The sequence below is a fragment of the Sulfurimonas sp. HSL1-2 genome, from assembly GCF_039645565.1.
GTDB lineage: Bacteria > Campylobacterota > Campylobacteria > Campylobacterales > Sulfurimonadaceae > Thiomicrolovo > Thiomicrolovo zhangzhouensis.
The window spans coordinates 783859-804217 of record NZ_CP147914.1 but is presented as its reverse complement, the minus strand read 5'-3'; the positions used below and the strand labels follow the sequence as shown (position 1 = coordinate 804217).

The window sequence follows — 20359 nt, the reverse complement described above, 5'->3', positions numbered from 1 at the left end:
ACGTTCCAGACCCGACCGCATGACACGTTCGGGCAGCGAAGTACTCAAATCAAAAAGTGGGTAACGAAACCATGGTGAAAAATATTCAACCGAGTTACCCTACTTTTGGCAACCCGGCCATCTTCGAGAAGATCCGTAGCTTTCCGCCCCCGGTTCGCACCGGGTTAGGCTTTTCTTGCAGTACAAAATATCAAACAACTTTGAACAGCCCCCCTCTCCTCTTTTGGCACAAAACCGTGAGAAAAACAGCTATTCATTACCTCCCAGTATAGAGCGGCATAAATTAATTTCATATAAGAAAAATCAATTTGATCGCAGACATAAATCCTGCACCCACAATTGCATCCGGCGACAGGCGTCTGCTATAATCCGCCCTATGAAAGATGATCTGCACAACCGACTGCTGCAGTGGTATGAAACCCACGGCCGGCATGCCCTTCCGTGGCGCAACACCGATGACCCCTACCGTATCTGGGTCAGTGAGATCATGCTGCAGCAGACCCAGGTCAAGACCGTATTGGAACGCTTTTATTTCCCTTTTCTCGAACGTTTTCCTACCCTCCCCTCCCTCGCCGCCGCGCCCCTTGACGACGTACTGAAACAGTGGGAAGGGCTGGGGTACTACACCCGTGCGAAGAACCTTCACAAGGCGGCTCAGCTGGCGGCACCGTTCATGCCAAAGAGCGTCGACGGGCTGCTGGGCCTCCCGGGTATCGGCAAAAGCACCGCCCATGCCATCGCCGCCTTCGCATACGCCGTGCCGGTGCCTATCCTTGATGCCAACGTCAAACGTATCCTCTACCGTTTCTACGGCCGCAGGGAAGCCGATGAGAAAACACTCTGGAGCCTGGCCGAAAAGCTCTTCGACCCTGAACACCCCTATGAATTCAACCAGGCGATGATGGACATCGGGGCCACGCTCTGCCTTCCGAAAAGCGCCAAGTGCGAAGCGTGCCCTTTTCAAAAGGCCTGCAAAGGTGCCGCCGGCGACCCGCTGCGTTACCCCGCACCGAAAACACGCAAAAGCATACCGGTACGTGAACGGCATATCGTCGTCTACCGGCACAACGGACAGTACGGGTTAAAACAGCGCGAAGGACGTTTTCTGCACGGTCTTTGGGGGTTCCATGAACAGACAGCGCCGCCCGAACAGGGGAGAGCACTCGATAGCATCGTGCAGGTCTATTCGCACTTCCGGCTCGAAGCGCAGGTCTGGCTCTGTGAAGCGCACCGCGAAGAGCTCACCTATTTCGGGAGGAAAGAGATCGACACCCTGGCCCTGAGCGGGGCCGACCACAAGGTGCTGAAGCAGCTTAGCGCATCGCGCCCCTGACCTCCTTGGCCACCGCCTTTTCATCGACCAGCATCAGCAACAGTGCCCCTATGATGAAGAAAACAGCGACCGATGCGATCCCTGCCCGTGAGCTGTGCGTCACCAGGGCAACCCCGCCGATCAGCAGCGGTCCCAGGACCGTCGCGAACTTTCCGAGGAAGTTGTAAAAGCCGAAAAACTCCGCCGCATACTCGGCGGGGATCATTTTCGAATAGTACGAACGGCTCATCGCCTGGATGCCGCCCTGCACCAGCGCGATCATCGCCGCCAGCAGGTAGAAGGAGCTCACGTCGTGCATGAAAGCCGCCAGCACGGCAATGAGCACATAGAAGCCCAGCGTCAGGTAAATCGCTTTTTTCGTGTCCCACATCTGTGCCAGCTTCGCGACAAGGATCGTCGCCGGGAAACCGACGAACTGCACCAGCAGCAGCGCCTTGATCAGGTCCCCGGCCTCGAAGCCTATCGCCATGCCGTAATCGACGGCCATCCGGATGATCGTATCGACCCCGTCGATGTAGAACCAGTAGGCGACGAGGAAGAGGAACAGCCCTTTGAGATGCTTGATCTTGTGGAAGGTGCGCATCAGGCGGCGGTACCCGAGCACGGTGAGCGTCACCGTACCGATTTTGCGGGTATTGCGCTTCTCTTTGACCCAGAAGACGAACGGCAGCGCGAAAAGGGCCCACCAGAGCGCGACGGTGACGAAGGAGGCCTTCACGCCCGCCGCCGCGTCGGCCAGGCCGAACCATTCCGGCTGCTGCACCATCGCCACGTTCACCGCAAAGAGAATACCGCCGCCGAGGTACCCCAGGGCATACCCGAGCCCGGAGACCTTGTCGAAACGCTCCTCCGTCGTCACCGAGGGGAGGAAGGCGTCGTAGAAGATGTTCGACCCCATAAACCCGATATTGCCCAGCACATAGACGAACGCGGCCAGCTCCCACTGCCCTTTGCCGACCAGCGCAAGCGACGCGCTCATCAGGATGCCGAGGAAGGCAAAGAGGAGCAAAAAACGCTTGCGGATGCCGCCGGCGTCGGCAATGGCGCCGAGCAGGGGGGCGAGCAGCACGACGATGATGCTCGAGACCGCATTGGCGACCCCCAGCTGTGCCGTCGAGACCGTCGCATCGGCTTCGGCGCTGTAGAAGGCTTTGAAAAAGAGCGGGAAGAATCCCGCCATCACCGTGGTGGCATAGGCGGAATTCGCCCAGTCATACAGCGCCCAGCCGTAGATGCTCTTCGCTTCGCGCGTCATTCTCTCTCCTTGGAGGGTGCTTCGGGGGTATAAAACAGCAGGTAGTCCGCTTCGCCGACATCGGCCGCCGCTGTCCCTTCCGGGACGGGGAGGATCGTGACATAGGGCCTATCGCTGCGGCGTGCGAAACGGGCATTGACGCCCAGACCGTAGGCCATATGGAATGCCCCCGCAAAGACGACCAGCAGATCATCCGGGGTCTGCAGTGCCGTAGCGGCGAGGCGTGCGCTCTGCTCGCCCATATAGCTGTCCCATGCCACCTGCACCCGGTACATCCGCTCCCGGCACTGCTGCGCATCCTCGCCCGTCTGTTTTGCATGGCAGTGGGCGAAGAAGGGTGCGAGCATGCTGCGGTGCGCGCTGAGGTTCAGATCAAGCTGCTCAAAGAAGGTACGCTGCGCGTCGTTCATGGCGGTGAGGTTGTTGTCGGAGACCGCTTTTTGGAACGCTTTCGTCATATTGATGCCGTAGAGCCTTCCCTTCGCATTGCGGATGCTCCCGTAGATGGGTTCGTACGATGCGAAAGGATAGCCCGCCTTCGCCGACCATCCGACCGCTTCGGTAAAGTTCCCCTCAAAGCCGCCGCCGGCATAGCGCGCCAGCAGTGCATCATCCTCGGGCACGAACCATTCGTTGGCCAGCAGGAGATGGCGCCCCTCCCCTGCCAGGGTTGTCAGCAGTTCGGCAAAACGTGCATGCATGGCCGTCGAGGCGTGATGGTCACCGACAAAAAGCACCTGGTACGGGGCAAGGCGCGACACCAGCGACGCATCGCTGATACAGGCTGCCTGCTTCATATCATAGAGACGGCACGGCTGCGGAAAGGTATGCTGCAGCGGGGCGTCGGGCCGGCTGCAGCCCAGGAAAAATGTCAGCACAACGGCGGGGAAAAGTACGCTGAAATATTGCATGCAGTATAATATCCCAAATGCCTTAAGGGGTGACGACACGATGGCGGTCCGCTTCAGCTTCAAACACTTCCTGTTCAACGCGTTCAGGGAGCTTTTCCTCTACCACCACAGCTCGCTTGAATTCCGTGCCAAACTTTTTGCCGCGCTCATCTCTGCCGACAACGAAGCGAACGAGTGTGAATTCGATGTCGTCAAAGAGGCGGGGATGAAGATCTACAACGATGAGGACCGTTCAAATACGCTGGTACTGACGACGCGGGAGATGGTGGAGAAGGTTCTCAAGAACAACGGGCTCGACATCGATGCGCTGGTCGAGGATATCATCCGCGACCTCCGTTCCGTGCCGCGCTACGCGCTGAAGATCGATCTGGCCCAGCTGGAGCCGCTGCTCGCGTGCCAGGATGATCCCGACATCACCGCCTATCAGCAGAGTATACTGCGGCTCTTCGGGGAGCTGCGCAGCGAATTCGTCGCGGCGCGGGAGGGCGATCAGCCTTTGTAAGGGACGAGCTCGTAGCCCTCGCTCATCAGCTTCATGACGCCGCCGGCGAGGTTCTTGACGTTGTAGCCCTGCTGTTTCATGAACATGGCGACCTGCGCCGTGCGGGAACCGGTACGGCAGATAAAACCGATCTCTTTCTCTTTGCCGCCGAGTTCATCCATCGCTTTCATAAACCCCTCGGCATCGTAACTGCCGTCCATCTGGAAAAAGGTGACTGTTTTGCATCCCGGAACGACACCCGTCTGCATCCACTCCATCTCGGTGCGGATATCGACGACGACCATATCGGAGTTTTCCAGCATCTCTTTGTCCGGATATACGTTAAGACTTGACATTCTCTTCCTTTGAAATCATTCGGTTATAAAAATTAGGTAAAATTATATCGTCTATCATTTAAACAAATTTTATCTGTTCCTTAATAGGCGATTCCATTAAAGCAGTTATAATACTGCGACTTTTTCACGGGGTGACGGCATGATCCGACGGTTTTTCAAACGCAGCCGCTTCAACGAGAAATACGCCGACCTCATCACCCGCTACAAAATTCCGCGTGCTTTTTTGAGTGTGAACAGGCATGCAGTTGCAAAAGGCGTTCTCGTCGGGCTCTTCGTCGCCTTCATCCCGATGCCGGCACAGATGGTCGCCATCGTCCTGCTGCAGCCGCTTTTCCGCTTCAATCTGCCGCTCTCCATCGCCCTGGTCTGGATCACCAACCCCGCGACGATGCCCTTCATCTACTATGTCGAGTACAAAACCGGCGGCTTCCTGCTCGGCATGCACGACCTGCCACACGTCGCCATGAGCCTGGCGTGGTTTGAGCAGAACTTCGATGCGATCGTTGTGCCGCTGTATACGGGAGCCCTCTTCTACTCGACCCTTTTTGCCGCTGCTGGCTATTACCTTGTCCAGCGGCTCTGGATCGTCTCCGTGCACCGCCACCGCTCCCGGAGGCGGCGCTAGAGCAAAAAACGCTCCGGGTCGAAAAAGCTGTCGTCGGAGATGTGGCCGAACGCCGCGTTGATCGACGTAAAGAGGTCGGGGTACTTGCCCTCCATCTCCGAGAGCATCGTTTTCATCTCGGCACGCGCGTAGGGCATCTTGACATCAAAGCGCATCGAGGGGCACGCCTCGTCCCCGATCGTCGGCCAGCCGTTGTCGTGCGCGGCGGCCGCGAGCTGGCGTTCGCGCATCTGGATCAGGGGGCGGATGACGACAAGCCCGTTGTCCGCGCGGTATTTCGGGGCGAGCGAACGCAGATGCCCGTTATAGATCAGGTTCATGAAAAAGCTCTCGGCCGCATCGTCGAGGTGGTGGCCCAGGGCCACCTTGTTGCACCCGAACTTCTCTGCGGCGCTGTAGAGGGAGCCGCGGCGCATCCGGGAGAAGAAACTGCAGTACGAGGAGTTCTTGCGGATCTTCTCTTTGGCCGTATCGTAGATGTTCGTATCGTGGATATGGTGCTCGATGCCGTGCTCTTTGCAGTGTTCAATCAGCGCGGAAAAATCCTCCCCCATGCCGTAAGCGACGGTGACGGCGACCAACTCGAAGTTGAAAGGGGCGCGGCGCTGCTGCTCTTTCATGGCATGCACGAGGGTCAGGGAGTCTTTCCCGCCCGAGAGGCCGACAAGGATGCGGTCCCCCTCCTCGACCAGGTTGAACGCGGCGTTGGTGCGGCCGAGCTGCCGCATGATTTTTTTACTGACCATGGGCGGCGGCGATCTTCTCCAGCATCCCCATGACGAAACTGCTGCTGACCTGCGATGAGTGTTTCAGGAATTCGTCGAAATCGAAGGTTGCATCCATGTCCGCGGCGTCGCTGATCGCACGCAGGACGAAGAAGGGGACCTGCATCGCATCGCAAACGACGGCGACGGCCGCCCCTTCCATTTCGATGGCATCCGCCTCAAACGTCTTTTCGATCCACGCTTTACGCTCCGTATCCGCGATGAACTGGTCTCCGGTCGCGATGATCCCCCCTTTGAGATCGATCCCTTTCTCCTCGGCAACGCTCTTGGCCATATGCAGGAGTTCGCGGGACGGTTCGACATAGACCTTGCCTTCAGGCACATAACCGTGCGGGTGACCGAAAGCCGTGATATCGAGGTCGTGCTGGCAGAGCTGCGTCGCGGCAATCAGGTCGCCGATTTTCAGTTCGGGGTTCACCGCGCCCGCGACCCCGGTGAAAAGAAGCATCTCGCAGCCGAACTTTTCGAGCATTGTCGCGGCGGTCAGTGCCGCGTTCACCTTGCCGATCTTGCTGTAGCCCAGCACGATATCAAGCCCTTTGAAACGCGCCTCGTGGTAGAGGTTTCCGGCATATTCGACGTCGTTGTGCTTCTTGAAATATTTGAGCAGCGGCTCGTGCTCACCCGCATCGAGGAACGGCTCCACCTCTTCGACCATGGCCCCCATAATGGCAATTTTCATCATTCATCCCTGCATCGTAAAATTGTTGCAATTATAGCCAAAGAGCTTGAGAGCGCCTATATCGGGGCCCGGGGCGGAATACGCTACAATGGCGCATCTCTTCGGAACCCGCTTCCGGAGCATTCTGCCACAAAGAGCCGCCGTGACTTCCAAACCTTTTACCACCCTTCCCCTTCCCGCCCCGCTGCTCGAAAACCTGGACACCCTCGGCTACCGCCGTATGACCCCGGTACAGGAACAAAGCCTTCCGGCGCTGCTCGAGGGCAAAGACGCCATCGTCCGCGCGCAGACCGGCAGCGGCAAAACCCTGGCCTTCGGGATCGGCATGATCATGAAGCTCGCAGAGAACGAAACGGATGTTCAGGGACTTGTCCTCTGTCCGACGCGGGAACTGGCCGAACAGGTCGCCGGGGAGCTGCGCCGCCTCGCGCGCCACCGGCCGAACGTCAAGGTACTGACGCTCTGCGGCGGGGTGCCGCTGGCGCCGCAGCGCGACTCGCTCACGTACGGCGCACACATCGTCGTAGGCACCCCGGGGCGGATCCTCGACCACCTGGGCAAAAAGACGCTCTCGCTTTCGAAAGTGCATACCCTGGTGCTCGACGAGGCCGACAGGATGCTGGACCTCGGTTTTCATGACGCCATCATGCAGATCGCCTCGCACCTCCCCTCCTCCCGTCAAAGCTTGCTCTTTTCGGCCACCTTCCCCGGGACGATCGCCGCGATCGCTTCCGCGCTGCTGCGCGATCCTGTGACGGTGGAGGTCGAGAACAGTGCTACGGAGGTGACGCTCACACAGCACTTCGTCAGGGTTAAAGGGGAAAAGAGCGCTACGTTTCTGCGTCTCCTCGGGCACTACACTCCCGAATCCGCCGTCGTGTTCTGCAATACGAAGGCGGGCTGCGATGCGTTGGCGCTCGAACTTGCCGAGCAGGGCTACGATGCGGCCGTCCTGCACGGCGACCTGCGCCAGGGCGAACGCACCGAGGTGCTGACGCGTTTCGCCCTCGGAGGGATTCGGCTGCTCATCGCAACGGACGTCGCCGCAAGGGGGCTCGATATCAAGGAGCTGGGCGCCGTCATCAATTTCGACCTGCCCGAAAAACCCGAAACCTACCTCCACCGCATCGGGCGTACGGCCCGGGCGGGCAGCACCGGGATGGCGCTGACGCTCTTCACCCCGAAGCAGCAGAGTGCCGCCGAACGGCTGGCCGCAGTCGGCGACATTCCCTTCGTCCCTGAAGACGCTTCCGGTTTCGCGCCGGCCGATCCCGCACTGCTGCTTCCCCGTTTCGCCGTCCTGCGGATTGACGGCGGCCGGAAACAGAAGCTGCGTCCCGGGGACCTGCTCGGCGCCCTCTGCGCCTCCGGCGACATCGACGGCCAGTCGGTAGGGAGCATCGCCATCCATGACACCCTTGCCTACGTTGCCGTCGAACAGGGTGTTGCCGACAGTGCGCTGCAGCAGCTGAACCGCGGCAAGATCAAAGGCAAAAAGTTCCGCGCCAGGATCACGCCGTGACGATCTTCGTCGACGGTGACGCCTTCCCGAACCTGCTCAAGCCCATTGTCGTCCGCGCTGTCGAACGGGTGCAGATACCGCTGGTGCTGGTCTCGAACAAACCCGTCCGGCTGGGGGACTCCGCCCTGATCGAGACGGTCATCGTGGAAGCGGGTGCCGACGCCGCGGATGACCGGATCGTCCAAATGCTCTCCCCCGGCGATCTTGTCATCACGGCGGACATCCCCCTGGCCGACCGGGTGCTTTCAAAAGCAGCCCATGCCATCGACCACCGCGGGGAGCGCTACACGCCGGACAATATCAAGCAGTATCTCGCCATGCGCAACCTGATGGAGACGGTCCGCGACAGCGGCGTCGTTACCGGAGGACCGAAGCCCTTCGGCCCCAAAGATGCGCACGCCTTCGCCAATGCCCTGCACCGCTTTCTGACCGAGCACGCCAAAGCATAAGCGCGTGTGGAATACACGAGAGAGAAACAATAGAAAATTGATCTGATTAACGTGAAGGGCGGTCTGAAAAGGCCGCCGCGGTAGGGAAAGGGGTCAGTCGATCTTTGCGAGCCACTTTTCAACGTCGTGGAGCCGATGATCGGGGGTCACCGTCTCGACAGCCTCGTCGAAGAGCGGGAGACGGCGTTCAATGCCGCCGCGGGGCGTGATAACGCGGCTGCCGCCCCAAAAGCCCAGGCCGTCCTCGAACCCGACACGGTTGACGAAGACGACATAGGCGTTGGCGAGCTGTGCCAGTGATTTGAGCAGTGCGTCCCACTGCCCTTCGATGGCCAGCCCCTCATCTTCGAATCCGCGTGCCGGGGAGTTGGCGATGACATAGACGAACTCCGGTTTCAGTGCCGCAACGTCGGCCATCGTCTGGGCGCGCCAGAGATCCTCGCAGACGAGCATGACGCTTCGGCCGAACGTCGTATCGAAAGCCTCGATACGGCTGCCTTTGAAAAAGTAGCGCGCTTCTTCGAACATCCCGTAATTGGGCAGGTGCAGCTTTCGGTGAACATGACGCAGTTCGCCGCCGCTGAAATAGCACGCCGTGTTGTAGGTCCGTCCGTTCTCTTTGAGCGCCGCACCGACGACAATATCGCAGGCGAGGCTCGCCTTGGCAAGGGGTTCAAGTTCGGGGAGCGTCCAGGCGTCTTCATAGACCTTGTCCTGAAGCAGGTAGCCGTTGAGGGCCAGTTCGGGGAAGACGATGACATCGTTGCGTCCGGCATAGGCGGCCACCAGCGTTTCGCACGACTCGAGGTTCGTACGGTTCAGCCGGGGCGCGTTCTGGACGAGGGTGACGGTCATTGCAGCGCGTCGAGGGTAGCCTGGAGCGAATCCATGTCGAAGACGTTGAGCGTATTCATCTCTTTGGCAATACGTTTGTTCAGTCCCGCAAGGACTTTGCCGTTGCCGAACTCGATGGCGAGGTCCACGTCCGGGGCGATCGCAGCAACGGACTGCTTGTAGCGGACCGGGTAGATCAGCTGCTCGCTGAGCAGCTCCACCGCCTGCTGTTTCGTATGGTACGGTTTGGCCGTAACATTGGAGATGATCGGGGCGTCAAACGGATCGTGCAGCACTTTTTCCAGCTCTGCGCGCAGCGGGTCCTGCGCCGCAGAGAGCAGCGGGCAGTGGCTGGCAACCGACATGTTCAGCAGCAGGGCACGCTTGGCCCCCGCCGCTTTGAAGGTCGCTTCGAGGCTCTGGAGGTCCGGCTTGAGACCCGCCACGACCAGCTGGCCGTCCTGGTTGTAGTTCGCAGGCCACACCTGCTTGTTCTCTTTGTTGCGGGCGTCAGTACAGATCGTCTCGACCGCCGCGTCGTCAAGGCCGACGATAACCATCATGCCCGCTTCGACGCCTTCGCAGGCGCTCTGCATCAGCTGGCCGCGTTTGTGCACCAGTTCGACGGCGTCGAGGTAATCGATCGCCCCGCTCGCGCAGACTGCGGAGACTTCGCCGAGGGAGTGCCCCAGCAGCAGTGTCGGCGCCGTCGGGCGCGCTTCCTGGAAGAGCTTGTAAGCCATCATCGACACCAGCAGGATCGCCGGCTGGGTATAGGCAGTCTGATCGAGTTTCTCGTTCTCCTCGAACATCAACGCTTTGAAATCGACCCCAATGCGGTCACTGGCCTTCTCGACCATCTCTTTTGCATAATCGGACGCTTCGTAGAACGCCTTGCCCATACCGACACTCTGGCTCCCCTGTCCCGGGAACACCATCGCGATTTTCTGACTCATTTCTCCTCCTGTGTCATGGTTCAAGCAGACCGAACTGCTCGTTTTCCGCAATCTTCTTGCGCAAGGTGTTGCGGTTCAGCCCAAGGCGCTCCGCCAGCTGCAGCTGCGATTTGAACTTGCGCAGCCCCGTTCGGATCAACGGGACCTCGTAAAGGTGCAGGAATTTGCGGTAGTCGTTGTGCGACCCCATCTGCGCCTGCAGGTAACGCTCCATCACCTGCATCACTTCCGCTTCGTTCACCCCGCCCATCAGGCGCTCGAAATAGATCTGCTTGCGCAGGGAGTAAGCGTTGTCGCTCAGATCCGGCTTTTTGCCTGCAGCGGATGTCTCGCGCACCAGGTCGAAGATCCGGTCCGCTTCGGCATTGAAATGGCTGATCAGCAGTTCCACGTCTTCGGGGCGGTCGACAAGCGGAGGCAGCGCGATCTTGACGCTGAAAAACTCCCAGATAGCATCGGAGAGGTACTCGGACGAGGCCGTCGCGATCATGCGCACCTTGTCCGTCTTGACCCGCTCGAAAAGCAGGGTAATGTTCGGACAGTGTTCAATATGCGTCAAAACAACTTCATCATTGCTTTCAAGCGCATTGAGCACATTGTCAAAGTCGCGTGCGTCGAGCACGACGGCGCCGGGCAGGATTACCCGTGCGAGTGTCTGTTTGCCGGTCCCTTTCGGTCCGCTGATCAGCGCATTGACCTGAAGGGTTTTGAGCAGCGTCGCCGTCCGCAGCGCTTCGGTCGAAGCGTGTGAGGCTGCGAGAAACTCAGTGACAGCCACAGCTATGTCCGCCGCCGCTTCCGCAGCAGCCGTCATCGACCTTGTTCTCTGCCGGCACGCCGCTGGCGATCTCGTCAGCCGTCGCGTCGCGAACCTCGTTGATCGTGACGCTGAACATCAGATCTTTGCCCGCCATCGGGTGGTTGAAGTCAACGACGACGCTCTCGTCTTTGATCTCTTTGACGACGACCTGAACGGTACCGCCGTCTTCACCCTGGCCGTAGAGTGTCATGCCTTCTTGAAGATCGATGCCTGCGAACTGCTCTTTCGGCACATCCTGAGTCGCTTCAGGATTGTAGTCGCCGTAGGCGTCGGATGCTTTGACAAGGACGTCACCTTTCTCGCCTGCTGCCATCTCCTGGATACCCGCTTCGAGGCCCGGAATGATCTGTCCCTTGCCGAACATGAACACGAGCGGCTGACCGCCGATGTTGGAGTCAACGACTTTGCCGTCGGCCTGAACTTCATACTGGATGGATACGACTTGATTCGTTTCAATAGCCATAATATTACCTTTACAAAAATTTAGGGATTCTAACCCGATCTAACTATAGTGCGGCTGAAAAAGTAGCGCTATAGCTGCCTACAAAGTATTCAGAAGCCGTTCAGCTTCCGCTGCTTCACTGGAGGCAGGGTATTTAGCGATCAGAGACCGGAGAAACTTTTTCGCGTTTGCCGAATCACCGGTATGCATCATACATTCCGCACTGTGAAGCATCAGAGCCGGCATGAATGACGTTTTCGAAGAACGTGCAGCACTCTCTTTATAGTAGGAGAGCGCTTTGGACCACTCTTTGCGGTAGTGCCACATCTCCCCGATCATGAAGTGCGAATAGGCCGGCTTGTAGTTACGGCGGATCAGCTCCTCGTACATCGGGATAGCCTCTTTGAAGAAGAGCTTGTTGTAGTTCGCCTTCGCCTCGGCGGCAAGTTCCTTGCTCGATTTCGACTGCAAGGAGTCCGTCGCAGCAGGTGCACTGACGCTTTTGAGCGTTTTGCCGAGGTCACGTTTGAAGGCGTTGATCTCTCCGACAAGCCCATTGAACTCATCTTTGGAGACATAATTGGCATTGATGGCATCAACCTGGGCCGCCATCTTCTCCAGTACCGTTTTGAGCGAAGCGATATTCGCCTCGTTGGCACGCACGGCCTCTTCCAGCGCCGCGACCTTGGCGTCACGGTCCGCCGCCACATCCTGACCCGAGGTCAGTTCGCCGACTTTGAGCCTGTTTTCCTGGGTTTTTTCCGCCAGGCCTTCAATAATCGTCTGCAACCCGTCGATGCGTTCGCGCAGGCTTTGCAACTGGGCACTGTTCTCTTGGGATTTGCGTTTGGCGTTTTGAAGGTTTTGCCGGTTCTCGACAATCTTTTTTTCGGACTCCGTCAACCCGTATGGCGAGTCGCTGTCAAGGTTGCCGGCACCGAATACGGAGGGTTCGGACGCCTGCAGCTGAAAGAGCAGCGCGCCCGCCAAAAGGAGGGAAAGACGTTTCATCGGTCCCGATTACGGAAGCAGTTTGAAGTCGTCGCGGCGGTTCTTGGCCCAGCACTCCTGCGTCTTTTCAACACAGACAGGGTTGCTTTCGCCGTAGCTTACCATGCTGATACGCTCAGCATTGACACCTTCGGCAACCAGCGCGTCTTTGGCGGCTTTTGCACGTTTCAGACCCAGCGCGAAGTTGTACTCGTCGCTACCCCATTCGTCACAGTTACCTTCGATTTTGATGTTGAAGGCAGCTGCTTTGTTCTGCATCAGTGCGGCGTTCGTCTGCAGTTTAGTAGACGCTTCCATGCTGATGTCAAATTTGTCGAACGCAAAATAGATGGACTGCATCTGGCTCTCCAGGGCACTCATCGTCTCTTCGCCGAGTTCGATCGTGCTGTCACTGACACCTGCATTTTCATCAACAACGACAGTATCGGCATCTGCCGCACTCTCCATCTGGCTGCTATCCGCACCTGTTTGCGTCTCATCGATCGCCGGTGTTTTAGAGCTACAACCAGCCAACAACATCAGAACTACACTGCTGTAAACCAACACTTTTTTCATCACAATCCTTTGGGGAGACCGAACAGAGCCTTTTGCAGGATGTCCTAAAATAATCCTGATGATTTTAGCAAAAAAAACTTAACAGAATATAGCATTTTGCTTTAAGTAACCAATTTACCAGTCGAGTGACTGGATTTTTCCGCTGGCCAGCGGGAACAGGAAGTTCTTGTTCTGCGCCAGACGGATCACCCCGATGGCACTCTGCTGCTTATAGTTCTTGATGTAGATGATCGCATCCCCGTCATTGGAGAAACGCGGGAATTCGTTGACACCCGTCGCTGTCAGACGGCGGATGAAGTCCGTCTTCATCGAGATCAGGTGCAGGTTGAACGTATTGGTCCCGAACGCATCACTGGTTTCACGGGCTTTGTAGACCACGTATTCGTTATGGGCGCTGCACGCGGAGTTGTCCTTGCCGTAGAAGACCAGCTGCTCGATTTTGGCTTCCCCCGAGCGCTTGGCGAAGACATTCGGATAGCCAAGGCGGTTGGAGATGAAAACGATCCGGCCGTCATTCATGAACTGTCCGTTGACATCGATGCCGCCGTAGGTCGTGACGCGTTTCGCGGTTTTCGTCACGGTATCGTACTGATAGATATCGGGCTGCCCTTTCGGCGCCATGGTCAGGAGCAGTTCACGGCCGTCCCGGCTGACGTCGGAGCAGACCAGCATGCCGTCCGAACTCAGCATTGCCGTACGCGCACCGGTACGGACATCTATTTTGAACAGGGTCGGCTTGTCGCCGCTGAGCGACGTGTAATAGAACGCCGAGTGCGCTTCGTCGGCCCATTTCGGGAAGACGTTGAGCCCCCCTTTGATCATGACATGCTGATAGGAGAGCGTATAGTCGGCGATGACGATTTCACTCTCCATACGCCCTTTTACACGGGCAAAGATAATCTTGCGTTTGAGCCAGTCCAGCGGAGCCTGGCCGAAAAATTCGTTGATGTCATAGGCGATCGCATGGGAGACGAACGGGCTCATAGCCGTATTCGCAACGCGGTAGCTTTTCTGAAGGACGACCTTGTCTTCCTGGAAAAGGCGGATGTCCGCAACAAAAGCGGCGTCATCGTCGCGAAGACGGAAACGCAGCGTGTAATCCATGGCCCGGTTGAGCACGGAAGCGTTGTCGAAATGGGTCGTTGCATAATGGTGATCGACATTGAACAGTGTCAGCACGTTCAGGTCGCTGGAGAGCAGGTTGTAAAAGCGCTTGGCCGGCGTACCGGTAAAATCGACAGAGGCATCCTCAACCGCAATGGATGGAAGGCTGTCGGCCTCTTTTACTACTTCGATGGTCGCATCGGCGGCGAACATCAACGTCACACTCATCATCAACGCAATGAAAAAACGCATCGTTACTCCTTGGAGACCAGACTGACATCCAGAACGGCCTCGTTTCCTTTTGGGTTTCTTTCGAACGTGACACGCGCCAGCCGCTTTTCAAGCTGCCCGACCTCCCGGTCGAAAAACGATTCGCCCGAAGCGCGGAGGACTTTGAAACGTGTCATCTTCCCGCCGGCCGAGATCCAGATCCGAATCAGGGAAACGGAACCTTCGGAATTGACCGGCGGGAAGAAGTTCTCATAGATAGTGGCCTGTATTTTAGCGTAATACGCATTGACTTCCGCGCCGCCCGAAGCACTCTGCCCGCCGGCCTCCTGTGAAGGGCGCACCAGGTTGAGGTTCTTCACCTGTTCCGCGGTCGCCGTCGCATCACGCTTTTTCGTCGTCTTGATACGTTTCTGAAGGTTGGCCAGCCGTTTCGTATCGATTTTCTGCTGCGGTTCGGGCCGCTTGGTATGAACAATCTTCTGGGTCTGGATATCCGAAAAGAGTGACGAGATATCCTCTACCGGCGTCGGCGACTCTTCGGGTTCGGGCGTCGGCTCAGGCGCCGCTTCCTGCTTGGGAACAGGCGTAGGCGTATTGTTCTGCTTGGAGGTAATGAGCGGTACGTCGACCAGCGAGACAGAAACCGTCGCACTTTTGGTCAGCGCATAGCTATGCATTTTGTCCAATCCCCGCAGGAGCTGGAAAAAAAGCAATACAATGAGGAGGAACAGGACAACGGCATAGAGACCGCCCAGGTAAAAGTCCCGGGGATCGTCAACCGTTGGTAGCGAGAGAGACTTCACTAAAACCTGCCTGTTTTACCGCTGCAAGCACCGACATGACCATCCCGTAGTCCAGGGAACGGTCGGCACTGATCGTGACCGTCGACTTGGCATCGAGGTTCTCCTGCGCAAAGCGGTAGAAGTTGTCGATAAAGCCGAGACGATCGAATTTCTCTTTGTTGACGAGGATCTCGCCCTCTTTCGTGATGACGATATGGACCGGCGGCTTCTTCTCAAGCTGCTTCTGCGCCGAGCCCTGGGGGAGATTGATCAGCTCTTCGTAGACGATGTTCGGTGCAATCACCATCAGGATCGCCAGCAGTACGAGCATGACATCCACCAGAGGTGTGATGTTCAGCTCCGGCCGCTCTTCCCAGTCGAAGACACTCACGCCGCGTCCGTCACTTTGGCCATCAGGGCATCACGCTGCATCTGCAGCAGACCGGTCAGTTCATACGCCCGGCGTTTGAGGATCTGATGGTAGGTATAGGCGAAAATCGCCACGAAGATACCGGCTGCCGTCGCCACAAGCGCGTCGGAGACACCGGCGGCGATGACCGCCATGGTTCCGCTGGAACTTCCGATATTGTTGAAGGTATCGAGAATCGAGACAACCGTTCCGAACAGACCGATAAAGGGTGCAGTCGAAGCAACAACGGAGAGAATAGCCAGTCCCTTCGTCGCTTCTTTCGTCCCGGCGAAAAGCCCCAGGTCAAACAGTTCATTCGAAAGGCGTTTGCTGCTTTTGATAAAGTGGTTCAGGTAGGAGTTCGCTGCAATCCCCTGTGCACCCATCAGAAGCGATTCGAGTGAATCCGTCTCTTTGTCGACCCAGCGGTTCAATGCGAGGAAGCGGTAGAAGAACGTCCAGTTGATAACGATGAAGTAGACCGCAAGCAGTGCCAGTACCGCGAGGGTGACACTGTTGCTTTTGAGGTAGTAGTCGCTGAGCGATTCAAACATGATGATCGCTTAGAGCAGTTTGTGTGCAGCCGATTCGATCTTGGCTGAGACCGAAGCCAGTGCCATCTTGGAGTCGGAAACGTCAGCAAGCAGTTTCTTCGCATCTTCGAGCACTTTGGCGACTTCGCTTTCGCCTTCGCCGCGGATCGCGACGGCACCGTCAACCAGTACCGTCACCTTGTCTTCCGTCACCTGGACTACACCCCAGTTAACGACGATGGACTCGGTGCGCTTGTCTGCAGTGACGATATCGATAACGCCGGCTTTGAGCAGCGTCGTCAGTGAAGCGTGGCGCGGCAGAACACCGAACTCACCCTCTTCACCCGGCAGCGTGACTTCAACGGCTTCATTATCAAAAATGAGACCGTTAGGCGTGATCACTTCCAGTTTAAAAGTATCCATTACTTATTCCTTTTGCACTGAAAAAGATTACGATTTTGCTTTTTCAGCTTTTTCGATCGCCTCTTTCATGTCACCGACCATATAGAATGCGTTTTCCGGCATATGGTCGTATTCACCCTCGAGAATACCTTTGAAGCCTTTGATAGTGTCTTCAAGCGTAACGTATTTACCCGGTGCACCTGTAAAGACTTCTGCAACGAAGAACGGCTGAGAAAGGAACTTCTCGATCTTACGTGCACGTTCGACAGTCGCTTTGTCTTCTTCAGAAAGTTCGTCCATACCGAGGATCGCGATGATATCCTGCAGGTCTTTGTACTTCTGAAGTGTTTTCTGAACGCCGCGAGCGACGTTGTAGTGTTCTTCACCGATGATCTGCGGGTCGAGCAGGCGAGACGTAGAGTCAAGCGGGTCGACGGCCGGGTAGATACCTTTTTCAGCGATCTTACGGTTCAGAACCGTCGTTGCATCGAGGTGGGCGAAGACAGACGCCGGAGCCGGGTCAGTCAGGTCGTCCGCCGGGACGTAAACCGCCTGGACAGAAGTGATTGAACCCTTCGTCGTAGACGTAATACGATCCTGCAGCGCACCCATCTCGCGTGCCAGTGTCGGCTGGTAACCGACGGCAGACGGGATACGGCCGAGAAGTGCAGACATCTCGGAACCGGACTGCGCGAAACGGAAGATGTTGTCGATGAACATCAGGACGTCGAGGCCTTTTTCATCACGGAAGTATTCCGCCATGGTCAGACCAGTGAGGGCGATACGGTTACGTGCTCCCGGAGGCTCGCTCATCTGGCCGTAGCAGAGGGCAACTTTGTCCAGAACGTTCGAGTCTTTCATCTCGTGGTAAAGGTCGTTACCTTCACGGGTACGCTCACCGACACCGGCAAAAACGGAGTAACCGCTGTGTGCGTGTGCAACGTTGTGGATCAGCTCCATGATAATGACGGTTTTACCGACACCGGCACCACCGAACAGACCGACTTTACCACCCTTTGCATACGGTGCGAGGAGGTCGACGACTTTGATACCCGTTTCGAACATCTCAGTCTTCGTGCTCTGCTCGACGAGCGGCGGAGGATCGCGGTGGATGGACCACATTTCAGCGTCAGTAACCTGATCGCCGTCGTCGATCGTTTCACCGATAACGTTGAAGATACGTCCGAGGACTTTTTCACCGACCGGCACTCTGATCGGTGCGCCTGTTGCGACCGCTTCTGTACCGCGGACCAGTCCTTCAGTCATATCCATGGCGATCGTACGGACACGACCGTCACCGAGGTGGGAAGCGACTTCGAGGACCAGACGGTACTCGTTGCCTTCCACACTTGCTTTTACCTCGATCGCTTCATTGATCGCAGGAAGATTTCCGTCGAACTCAACGTCGACAACCGGTCCCATGACCTGGATAATTTTTCCAACCATTCGATTCCTCCTATTTCATCGATTCGACGCCGCTGATGATTTCGATCAGCTCGGTCGTAATTGCTTCCTGACGTGCCTTGTTGTATTGGACCGTCAGTTTCTTCACCATCTCTTTGGCGTTGTTCGTAGCCGCATCCATCGCCTGCATCCGCGCGGAGTGCTCCGCTGCGACTGAGTCGATCAGTGCGTAGTACATGTTGTACTGTGCATACTTCGTCAAGAGTGCGTCAAGCATCTTTTCGCTGTCTTCGGCTTCCAGTTCCAGCAGGGAACCTTTGCTGACGTCCTGGCAGTCAAACTCGTTGGTGTCGACCGGCATGATGCGGTTGACATGGAGTTCCTGTGTAATGACGTTCTTGTAGCCGTTGTAAACGACGTAGACACCGTCGATCTTACCGTCTTTGAAGTCCTGGATGGATGCATCCATGAATTCGGCGGCACGATCCATGTCCGGCGTAGAGCTCAGACCGATCTCCTGGTCGAGCATCTCCACCTGGTTGTAGCTGAAGAACTCAATCCCTTTCTTGCCGACACCGCGAAGGCGTACTTTCACCTTCTCGTCTTTGAACTCGGCCATCAGTTTGCGAACCGCTTTGATCGTCTGCATGTTGAAACCGCCGCAGAGGCCTTTGTCGGCCGTGACGAAAATGATATCGACCATTTTCGGCGCTTCAATCTCGGAGAAAGCACGGTTTTCAATACCGCCGATCTTCATACATTCGATCTGGCTGGCCAGTTCAGAGATCATGGCATTCGTTTTTTCGGCAAAAAGACGTGAGCGCTTCGCGAGCTCTTCCGCACGGCGGAGTTTCGCCGTGGAGACGAGCTTCATCGCACGCGTGGTTTTCTGCGTGCTAGAGACACTCTTGATCTTCCGTTGAATATCTTTTAAGTTGGCCATGATGGTCCTTACTCAGCGACGAAAGACGCTTTGAACTCTTCGATCGCTTTTTTCATCAGGGCACTCGTCTCATCGTCGATTTTGGATGTAGAACGGATGTTCTCGAAAATCTGAGGATAAGAAGCCTCTACGAACGGATACAGTTCTGCTTCGAACTTGACAACGCTGCTTGCCGGCAGGTCGTCGAGGTAACCTTCGTTACCCGCGAAGATCACCAGCGCCTGCTTCTCTGCAGTGAGCGGAGAGTACGGCGGCTGCTTCAGAACTTCGACCATGCGCTGACCGCGTTCGAGCTGCTTGCGGCTGACTTCGTCGAGGTCGGAAGCGAACTGGGCGAACGCCTGGAGTTCGCGGTACTGTGCCAGGTCGAGGCGCAGTGTACCGGCAACCTGTTTGGTTGCTTTGATCTGTGCTGCACCACCGACACGTGATACAGAGAGACCGACGTTGATCGCCGGGCGGATACCGGAGTTGAACAGGTCTGTCTCGAGGAAGATCTGACCGTCGGTAATGGAGATGACGTTTGTCGGGATATATGCCGCAACGTCACCCGCCTGCGTTTCGATGATCGGCAGTGCCGTCAGTGAACCTGCACCTTTCTCATCGTTGAGCTTCGCAGCACGCTCGAGGAGGCGGGAGTGGAGGTAGAATACGTCACCCGGGAACGCTTCGCGGCCCGGAGGGCGGCGGAGAATCAGGGACATTTCACGGTAAGCGACCGCATGCTTGGAAAGGTCATCGTAAACGATCAGACCGTGGCGCGCGTTGTCACGGAAGTATTCACCCATCGTGACACCGGTGTACGGCGCGAGGAACTGCAGTGCAGCCGCTTCGGACGCTGTCGCGGAAACGATGATAGTGTACTCGAGGGCACCGTGCTCTTCGAGGCGGCGGACGACCTGAGCGACCGTAGACTCTTTCTGACCGACAGCAACATAGATACAGACAACGCCGTTGCCTTTCTGGTTGATGATCGTGTCGAGTGCAACCGTCGTTTTACCTGTCTGGCGGTCACCGATGATCAGCTCGCGCTGACCGCGGCCGATCGGCACGAGGGCGTCGATAGACTTGATACCGGTTGCCATCGGTTCATGGACGGATTTACGTGCCATGATGCCCGGTGCTTTCTCTTCGACGAAACGGTTTTCCGTTGCTTCGATCGGGCCTTTGCCGTCAATAGGCTCACCGAGGGCGTTGACAACGCGACCCAGCAGTGCGTCGCCGACCGGTACGCGCAGCAGTTTGCCCAGGCGCTTGACGCTCATGCCTTCGCGCAGTGCACCGCTTTTACCGAGGATAACAACACCGACGCTGCTCTCTTCGAGGTTGAGGACAAGACCCTGAGTCCCGTCTTCGAATTCGACCATTTCACCGGCCATTGCATTGGACAGGCCATAGACCTGAGCAACACCGTCTCCGTAAGAGACGATCTTCCCTGTTTCATTAATATCGACGTTCAGTTCAAAGTTCTCGATACGTTCTTTGATGATTGAACTGATTTCATCTGCTTGTACTTTTGCTACCACTATGCTAT

At 57.0% G+C, this 20359-nt stretch carries 24 protein-coding genes and 1 riboswitch; of the genes, 5 read left to right on the top strand and 19 right to left on the bottom strand.

The features are described 5' to 3' along the window. Positions 1-104: 104 nt before the first annotated feature. A riboswitch (cyclic di-GMP riboswitch) is annotated at positions 105-180 on the bottom strand. 196 nt (positions 181-376) lie between these two features. Continuing rightward, positions 377-1333 carry an A/G-specific adenine glycosylase gene (gene mutY, locus WCX18_RS04095; protein WP_345989853.1) on the top strand — a complete coding sequence of 319 codons (957 nt, stop codon included), beginning with the start codon at positions 377-379 and terminating at the stop codon, positions 1331-1333. Here the strand turns inward: mutY and WCX18_RS04090 are convergent. Both WCX18_RS04090 and WCX18_RS04085 read right to left on the bottom strand, forming a co-directional pair. Further along, positions 1314-2588 (bottom strand): MFS transporter, encoded by a 1275-nt coding sequence (locus WCX18_RS04090; RefSeq protein ID WP_345989851.1) that lies wholly within the window; start codon positions 2586-2588, stop codon positions 1314-1316. The genes mutY and WCX18_RS04090 overlap by 20 nt on opposite strands. After that, complete coding sequence (locus WCX18_RS04085) at positions 2585-3499, bottom strand: ChaN family lipoprotein (protein ID WP_345989848.1); 915 nt, start codon at positions 3497-3499, stop codon at positions 2585-2587. The genes WCX18_RS04090 and WCX18_RS04085 overlap by 4 nt, the downstream gene beginning before the upstream one ends. Here WCX18_RS04085 and WCX18_RS04080 point away from each other — a divergent pair. Continuing rightward, a complete protein-coding gene (locus tag WCX18_RS04080) occupies positions 3498-4001 on the top strand; it encodes a hypothetical protein (protein ID WP_345989846.1) in 504 nt (167 codons plus the stop codon). The two genes, WCX18_RS04085 and WCX18_RS04080, sit on opposite strands and share 2 nt — an antisense overlap. Here WCX18_RS04080 and WCX18_RS04075 read toward each other — a convergent pair. Then, positions 3989-4336, bottom strand: coding sequence for a rhodanese-like domain-containing protein (locus tag WCX18_RS04075; RefSeq protein ID WP_345989844.1), 348 nt, complete (start codon positions 4334-4336; stop codon positions 3989-3991). The genes WCX18_RS04080 and WCX18_RS04075 overlap by 13 nt on opposite strands. A 139-nt stretch (positions 4337-4475) precedes the next feature. Between WCX18_RS04075 and WCX18_RS04070 the strand changes: the two genes are divergently transcribed. Then, on the top strand, positions 4476-4961 hold the full coding sequence (locus WCX18_RS04070; RefSeq protein ID WP_345989843.1) for a DUF2062 domain-containing protein: 486 nt from the start codon (positions 4476-4478) through the stop codon (positions 4959-4961). On the opposite strand, the gene WCX18_RS04065 is transcribed toward WCX18_RS04070, so the two are convergent. Then, entirely contained in the window at positions 4958-5707 is a 750-nt protein-coding gene (locus WCX18_RS04065; protein WP_345989841.1) for an ATP-binding protein, read from the bottom strand. The two genes, WCX18_RS04070 and WCX18_RS04065, sit on opposite strands and share 4 nt — an antisense overlap. Beyond that, entirely contained in the window at positions 5697-6431 is a 735-nt protein-coding gene (locus WCX18_RS04060; RefSeq protein ID WP_345989839.1) for a 5'-methylthioadenosine/adenosylhomocysteine nucleosidase, read from the bottom strand. The genes WCX18_RS04065 and WCX18_RS04060 overlap by 11 nt, the downstream gene beginning before the upstream one ends. 139 nt (positions 6432-6570) lie before the next feature. Between WCX18_RS04060 and dbpA the strand changes: the two genes are divergently transcribed. Then, positions 6571-7950 (top strand): ATP-dependent RNA helicase DbpA, encoded by a 1380-nt coding sequence (gene dbpA / locus WCX18_RS04055; protein ID WP_345989837.1) that lies wholly within the window; start codon positions 6571-6573, stop codon positions 7948-7950. Then, positions 7947-8399 carry a YaiI/YqxD family protein gene (locus WCX18_RS04050; protein ID WP_345989835.1) on the top strand — a complete coding sequence of 151 codons (453 nt, stop codon included), beginning with the start codon at positions 7947-7949 and terminating at the stop codon, positions 8397-8399. Before dbpA ends, WCX18_RS04050 begins: the two co-directional genes overlap by 4 nt. Before the next feature lie 93 nt (positions 8400-8492). Here WCX18_RS04050 and WCX18_RS04045 read toward each other — a convergent pair whose 3' ends face one another. From WCX18_RS04045 to atpA, 14 genes are all read right to left on the bottom strand, one after another. Then, the gene (locus tag WCX18_RS04045) at positions 8493-9254 is read right to left on the bottom strand and encodes a nitrilase-related carbon-nitrogen hydrolase (RefSeq protein WP_345989833.1); all 762 of its coding nucleotides are present in this window, start codon (positions 9252-9254) and stop codon (positions 8493-8495) included. Then, positions 9251-10189: an ACP S-malonyltransferase gene (gene fabD, locus WCX18_RS04040; protein WP_345989831.1), complete on the bottom strand. Its 939-nt coding sequence runs from the start codon at positions 10187-10189 to the stop codon at positions 9251-9253. Before fabD ends, WCX18_RS04045 begins: the two co-directional genes overlap by 4 nt. 13 nt (positions 10190-10202) lie before the next feature. Further along, the gene (locus WCX18_RS04035; protein ID WP_345989829.1) at positions 10203-11003 is read right to left on the bottom strand and encodes a helix-turn-helix domain-containing protein; all 801 of its coding nucleotides are present in this window, start codon (positions 11001-11003) and stop codon (positions 10203-10205) included. After that, positions 10954-11472, bottom strand: coding sequence for a peptidylprolyl isomerase (locus WCX18_RS04030; RefSeq protein WP_345989827.1), 519 nt, complete (start codon positions 11470-11472; stop codon positions 10954-10956). The genes WCX18_RS04035 and WCX18_RS04030 overlap by 50 nt, the downstream gene beginning before the upstream one ends. Before the next feature lie 78 nt (positions 11473-11550). Continuing rightward, positions 11551-12462 carry a tetratricopeptide repeat protein gene (locus tag WCX18_RS04025; RefSeq protein ID WP_345989825.1) on the bottom strand — a complete coding sequence of 304 codons (912 nt, stop codon included), beginning with the start codon at positions 12460-12462 and terminating at the stop codon, positions 11551-11553. Positions 12463-12471: 9 nt separating this feature from the next. Continuing rightward, complete coding sequence (gene pal, locus WCX18_RS04020) at positions 12472-13017, bottom strand: peptidoglycan-associated lipoprotein Pal (RefSeq protein ID WP_345989822.1); 546 nt, start codon at positions 13015-13017, stop codon at positions 12472-12474. 114 nt (positions 13018-13131) lie between these two features. Then, a complete protein-coding gene (gene tolB / locus WCX18_RS04015; protein ID WP_345989820.1) occupies positions 13132-14373 on the bottom strand; it encodes a Tol-Pal system protein TolB in 1242 nt (413 codons plus the stop codon). Positions 14374-14375: 2 nt separating this feature from the next. Beyond that, positions 14376-15155, bottom strand: a complete 780-nt coding sequence (locus tag WCX18_RS04010; RefSeq protein WP_345989818.1) for a TonB C-terminal domain-containing protein — start codon at positions 15153-15155, stop codon at positions 14376-14378. Then, positions 15127-15525: a biopolymer transporter ExbD gene (locus WCX18_RS04005; RefSeq protein WP_345989816.1), complete on the bottom strand. Its 399-nt coding sequence runs from the start codon at positions 15523-15525 to the stop codon at positions 15127-15129. The genes WCX18_RS04010 and WCX18_RS04005 overlap by 29 nt, the downstream gene beginning before the upstream one ends. Beyond that, entirely contained in the window at positions 15522-16097 is a 576-nt protein-coding gene (locus tag WCX18_RS04000) for a MotA/TolQ/ExbB proton channel family protein (RefSeq protein ID WP_345989814.1), read from the bottom strand. Before WCX18_RS04000 ends, WCX18_RS04005 begins: the two co-directional genes overlap by 4 nt. 9 nt (positions 16098-16106) lie before the next feature. After that, on the bottom strand, positions 16107-16499 hold the full coding sequence (gene atpC / locus WCX18_RS03995) for an ATP synthase F1 subunit epsilon (RefSeq protein ID WP_345989812.1): 393 nt from the start codon (positions 16497-16499) through the stop codon (positions 16107-16109). 27 nt (positions 16500-16526) lie between these two features. Then, a complete protein-coding gene (atpD, locus tag WCX18_RS03990; RefSeq protein ID WP_345989809.1) occupies positions 16527-17924 on the bottom strand; it encodes a F0F1 ATP synthase subunit beta in 1398 nt (465 codons plus the stop codon). A 10-nt stretch (positions 17925-17934) separates the two neighbouring features. Further along, positions 17935-18825 (bottom strand): ATP synthase F1 subunit gamma, encoded by an 891-nt coding sequence (gene atpG, locus WCX18_RS03985; protein WP_345989807.1) that lies wholly within the window; start codon positions 18823-18825, stop codon positions 17935-17937. An 8-nt stretch (positions 18826-18833) separates the two neighbouring features. Continuing rightward, positions 18834-20351: a F0F1 ATP synthase subunit alpha gene (gene atpA / locus WCX18_RS03980; protein ID WP_345986301.1), complete on the bottom strand. Its 1518-nt coding sequence runs from the start codon at positions 20349-20351 to the stop codon at positions 18834-18836. Positions 20352-20359: the final 8 nt, after the last annotated feature.

Excerpts from the sequence above, each read along its gene's own strand:
- mutY (WP_345989853.1), top strand. The coding sequence starts at position 377 with ATGAAAGATGATCTGCACAACCGACTGCTGCAGTGGTATGAAACCCAC.
- WCX18_RS04090 (WP_345989851.1), bottom strand. The coding sequence starts at position 2,588 with ATGACGCGCGAAGCGAAGAGCATCTACGGCTGGGCGCTGTATGACTGG.
- WCX18_RS04080 (WP_345989846.1), top strand. The coding sequence starts at position 3,498 with ATGCAGTATAATATCCCAAATGCCTTAAGGGGTGACGACACGATGGCG.
- WCX18_RS04085 (WP_345989848.1), bottom strand. The coding sequence starts at position 3,499 with ATGCAATATTTCAGCGTACTTTTCCCCGCCGTTGTGCTGACATTTTTC.
- WCX18_RS04075 (WP_345989844.1), bottom strand. The coding sequence starts at position 4,336 with ATGTCAAGTCTTAACGTATATCCGGACAAAGAGATGCTGGAAAACTCC.
- WCX18_RS04070 (WP_345989843.1), top strand. The coding sequence starts at position 4,476 with ATGATCCGACGGTTTTTCAAACGCAGCCGCTTCAACGAGAAATACGCC.
- WCX18_RS04065 (WP_345989841.1), bottom strand. The coding sequence starts at position 5,707 with ATGGTCAGTAAAAAAATCATGCGGCAGCTCGGCCGCACCAACGCCGCG.
- WCX18_RS04060 (WP_345989839.1), bottom strand. The coding sequence starts at position 6,431 with ATGATGAAAATTGCCATTATGGGGGCCATGGTCGAAGAGGTGGAGCCG.
- WCX18_RS04045 (WP_345989833.1), bottom strand. The coding sequence starts at position 9,254 with ATGACCGTCACCCTCGTCCAGAACGCGCCCCGGCTGAACCGTACGAAC.
- fabD (WP_345989831.1), bottom strand. The coding sequence starts at position 10,189 with ATGAGTCAGAAAATCGCGATGGTGTTCCCGGGACAGGGGAGCCAGAGT.
- WCX18_RS04035 (WP_345989829.1), bottom strand. The coding sequence starts at position 11,003 with ATGACGGCTGCTGCGGAAGCGGCGGCGGACATAGCTGTGGCTGTCACT.
- WCX18_RS04030 (WP_345989827.1), bottom strand. The coding sequence starts at position 11,472 with ATGGCTATTGAAACGAATCAAGTCGTATCCATCCAGTATGAAGTTCAG.
- WCX18_RS04025 (WP_345989825.1), bottom strand. The coding sequence starts at position 12,462 with ATGAAACGTCTTTCCCTCCTTTTGGCGGGCGCGCTGCTCTTTCAGCTG.
- pal (WP_345989822.1), bottom strand. The coding sequence starts at position 13,017 with ATGAAAAAAGTGTTGGTTTACAGCAGTGTAGTTCTGATGTTGTTGGCT.
- tolB (WP_345989820.1), bottom strand. The coding sequence starts at position 14,373 with ATGCGTTTTTTCATTGCGTTGATGATGAGTGTGACGTTGATGTTCGCC.
- WCX18_RS04000 (WP_345989814.1), bottom strand. The coding sequence starts at position 16,097 with ATGTTTGAATCGCTCAGCGACTACTACCTCAAAAGCAACAGTGTCACC.
- atpC (WP_345989812.1), bottom strand. The coding sequence starts at position 16,499 with ATGGATACTTTTAAACTGGAAGTGATCACGCCTAACGGTCTCATTTTT.
- atpD (WP_345989809.1), bottom strand. The coding sequence starts at position 17,924 with ATGGTTGGAAAAATTATCCAGGTCATGGGACCGGTTGTCGACGTTGAG.
- atpG (WP_345989807.1), bottom strand. The coding sequence starts at position 18,825 with ATGGCCAACTTAAAAGATATTCAACGGAAGATCAAGAGTGTCTCTAGC.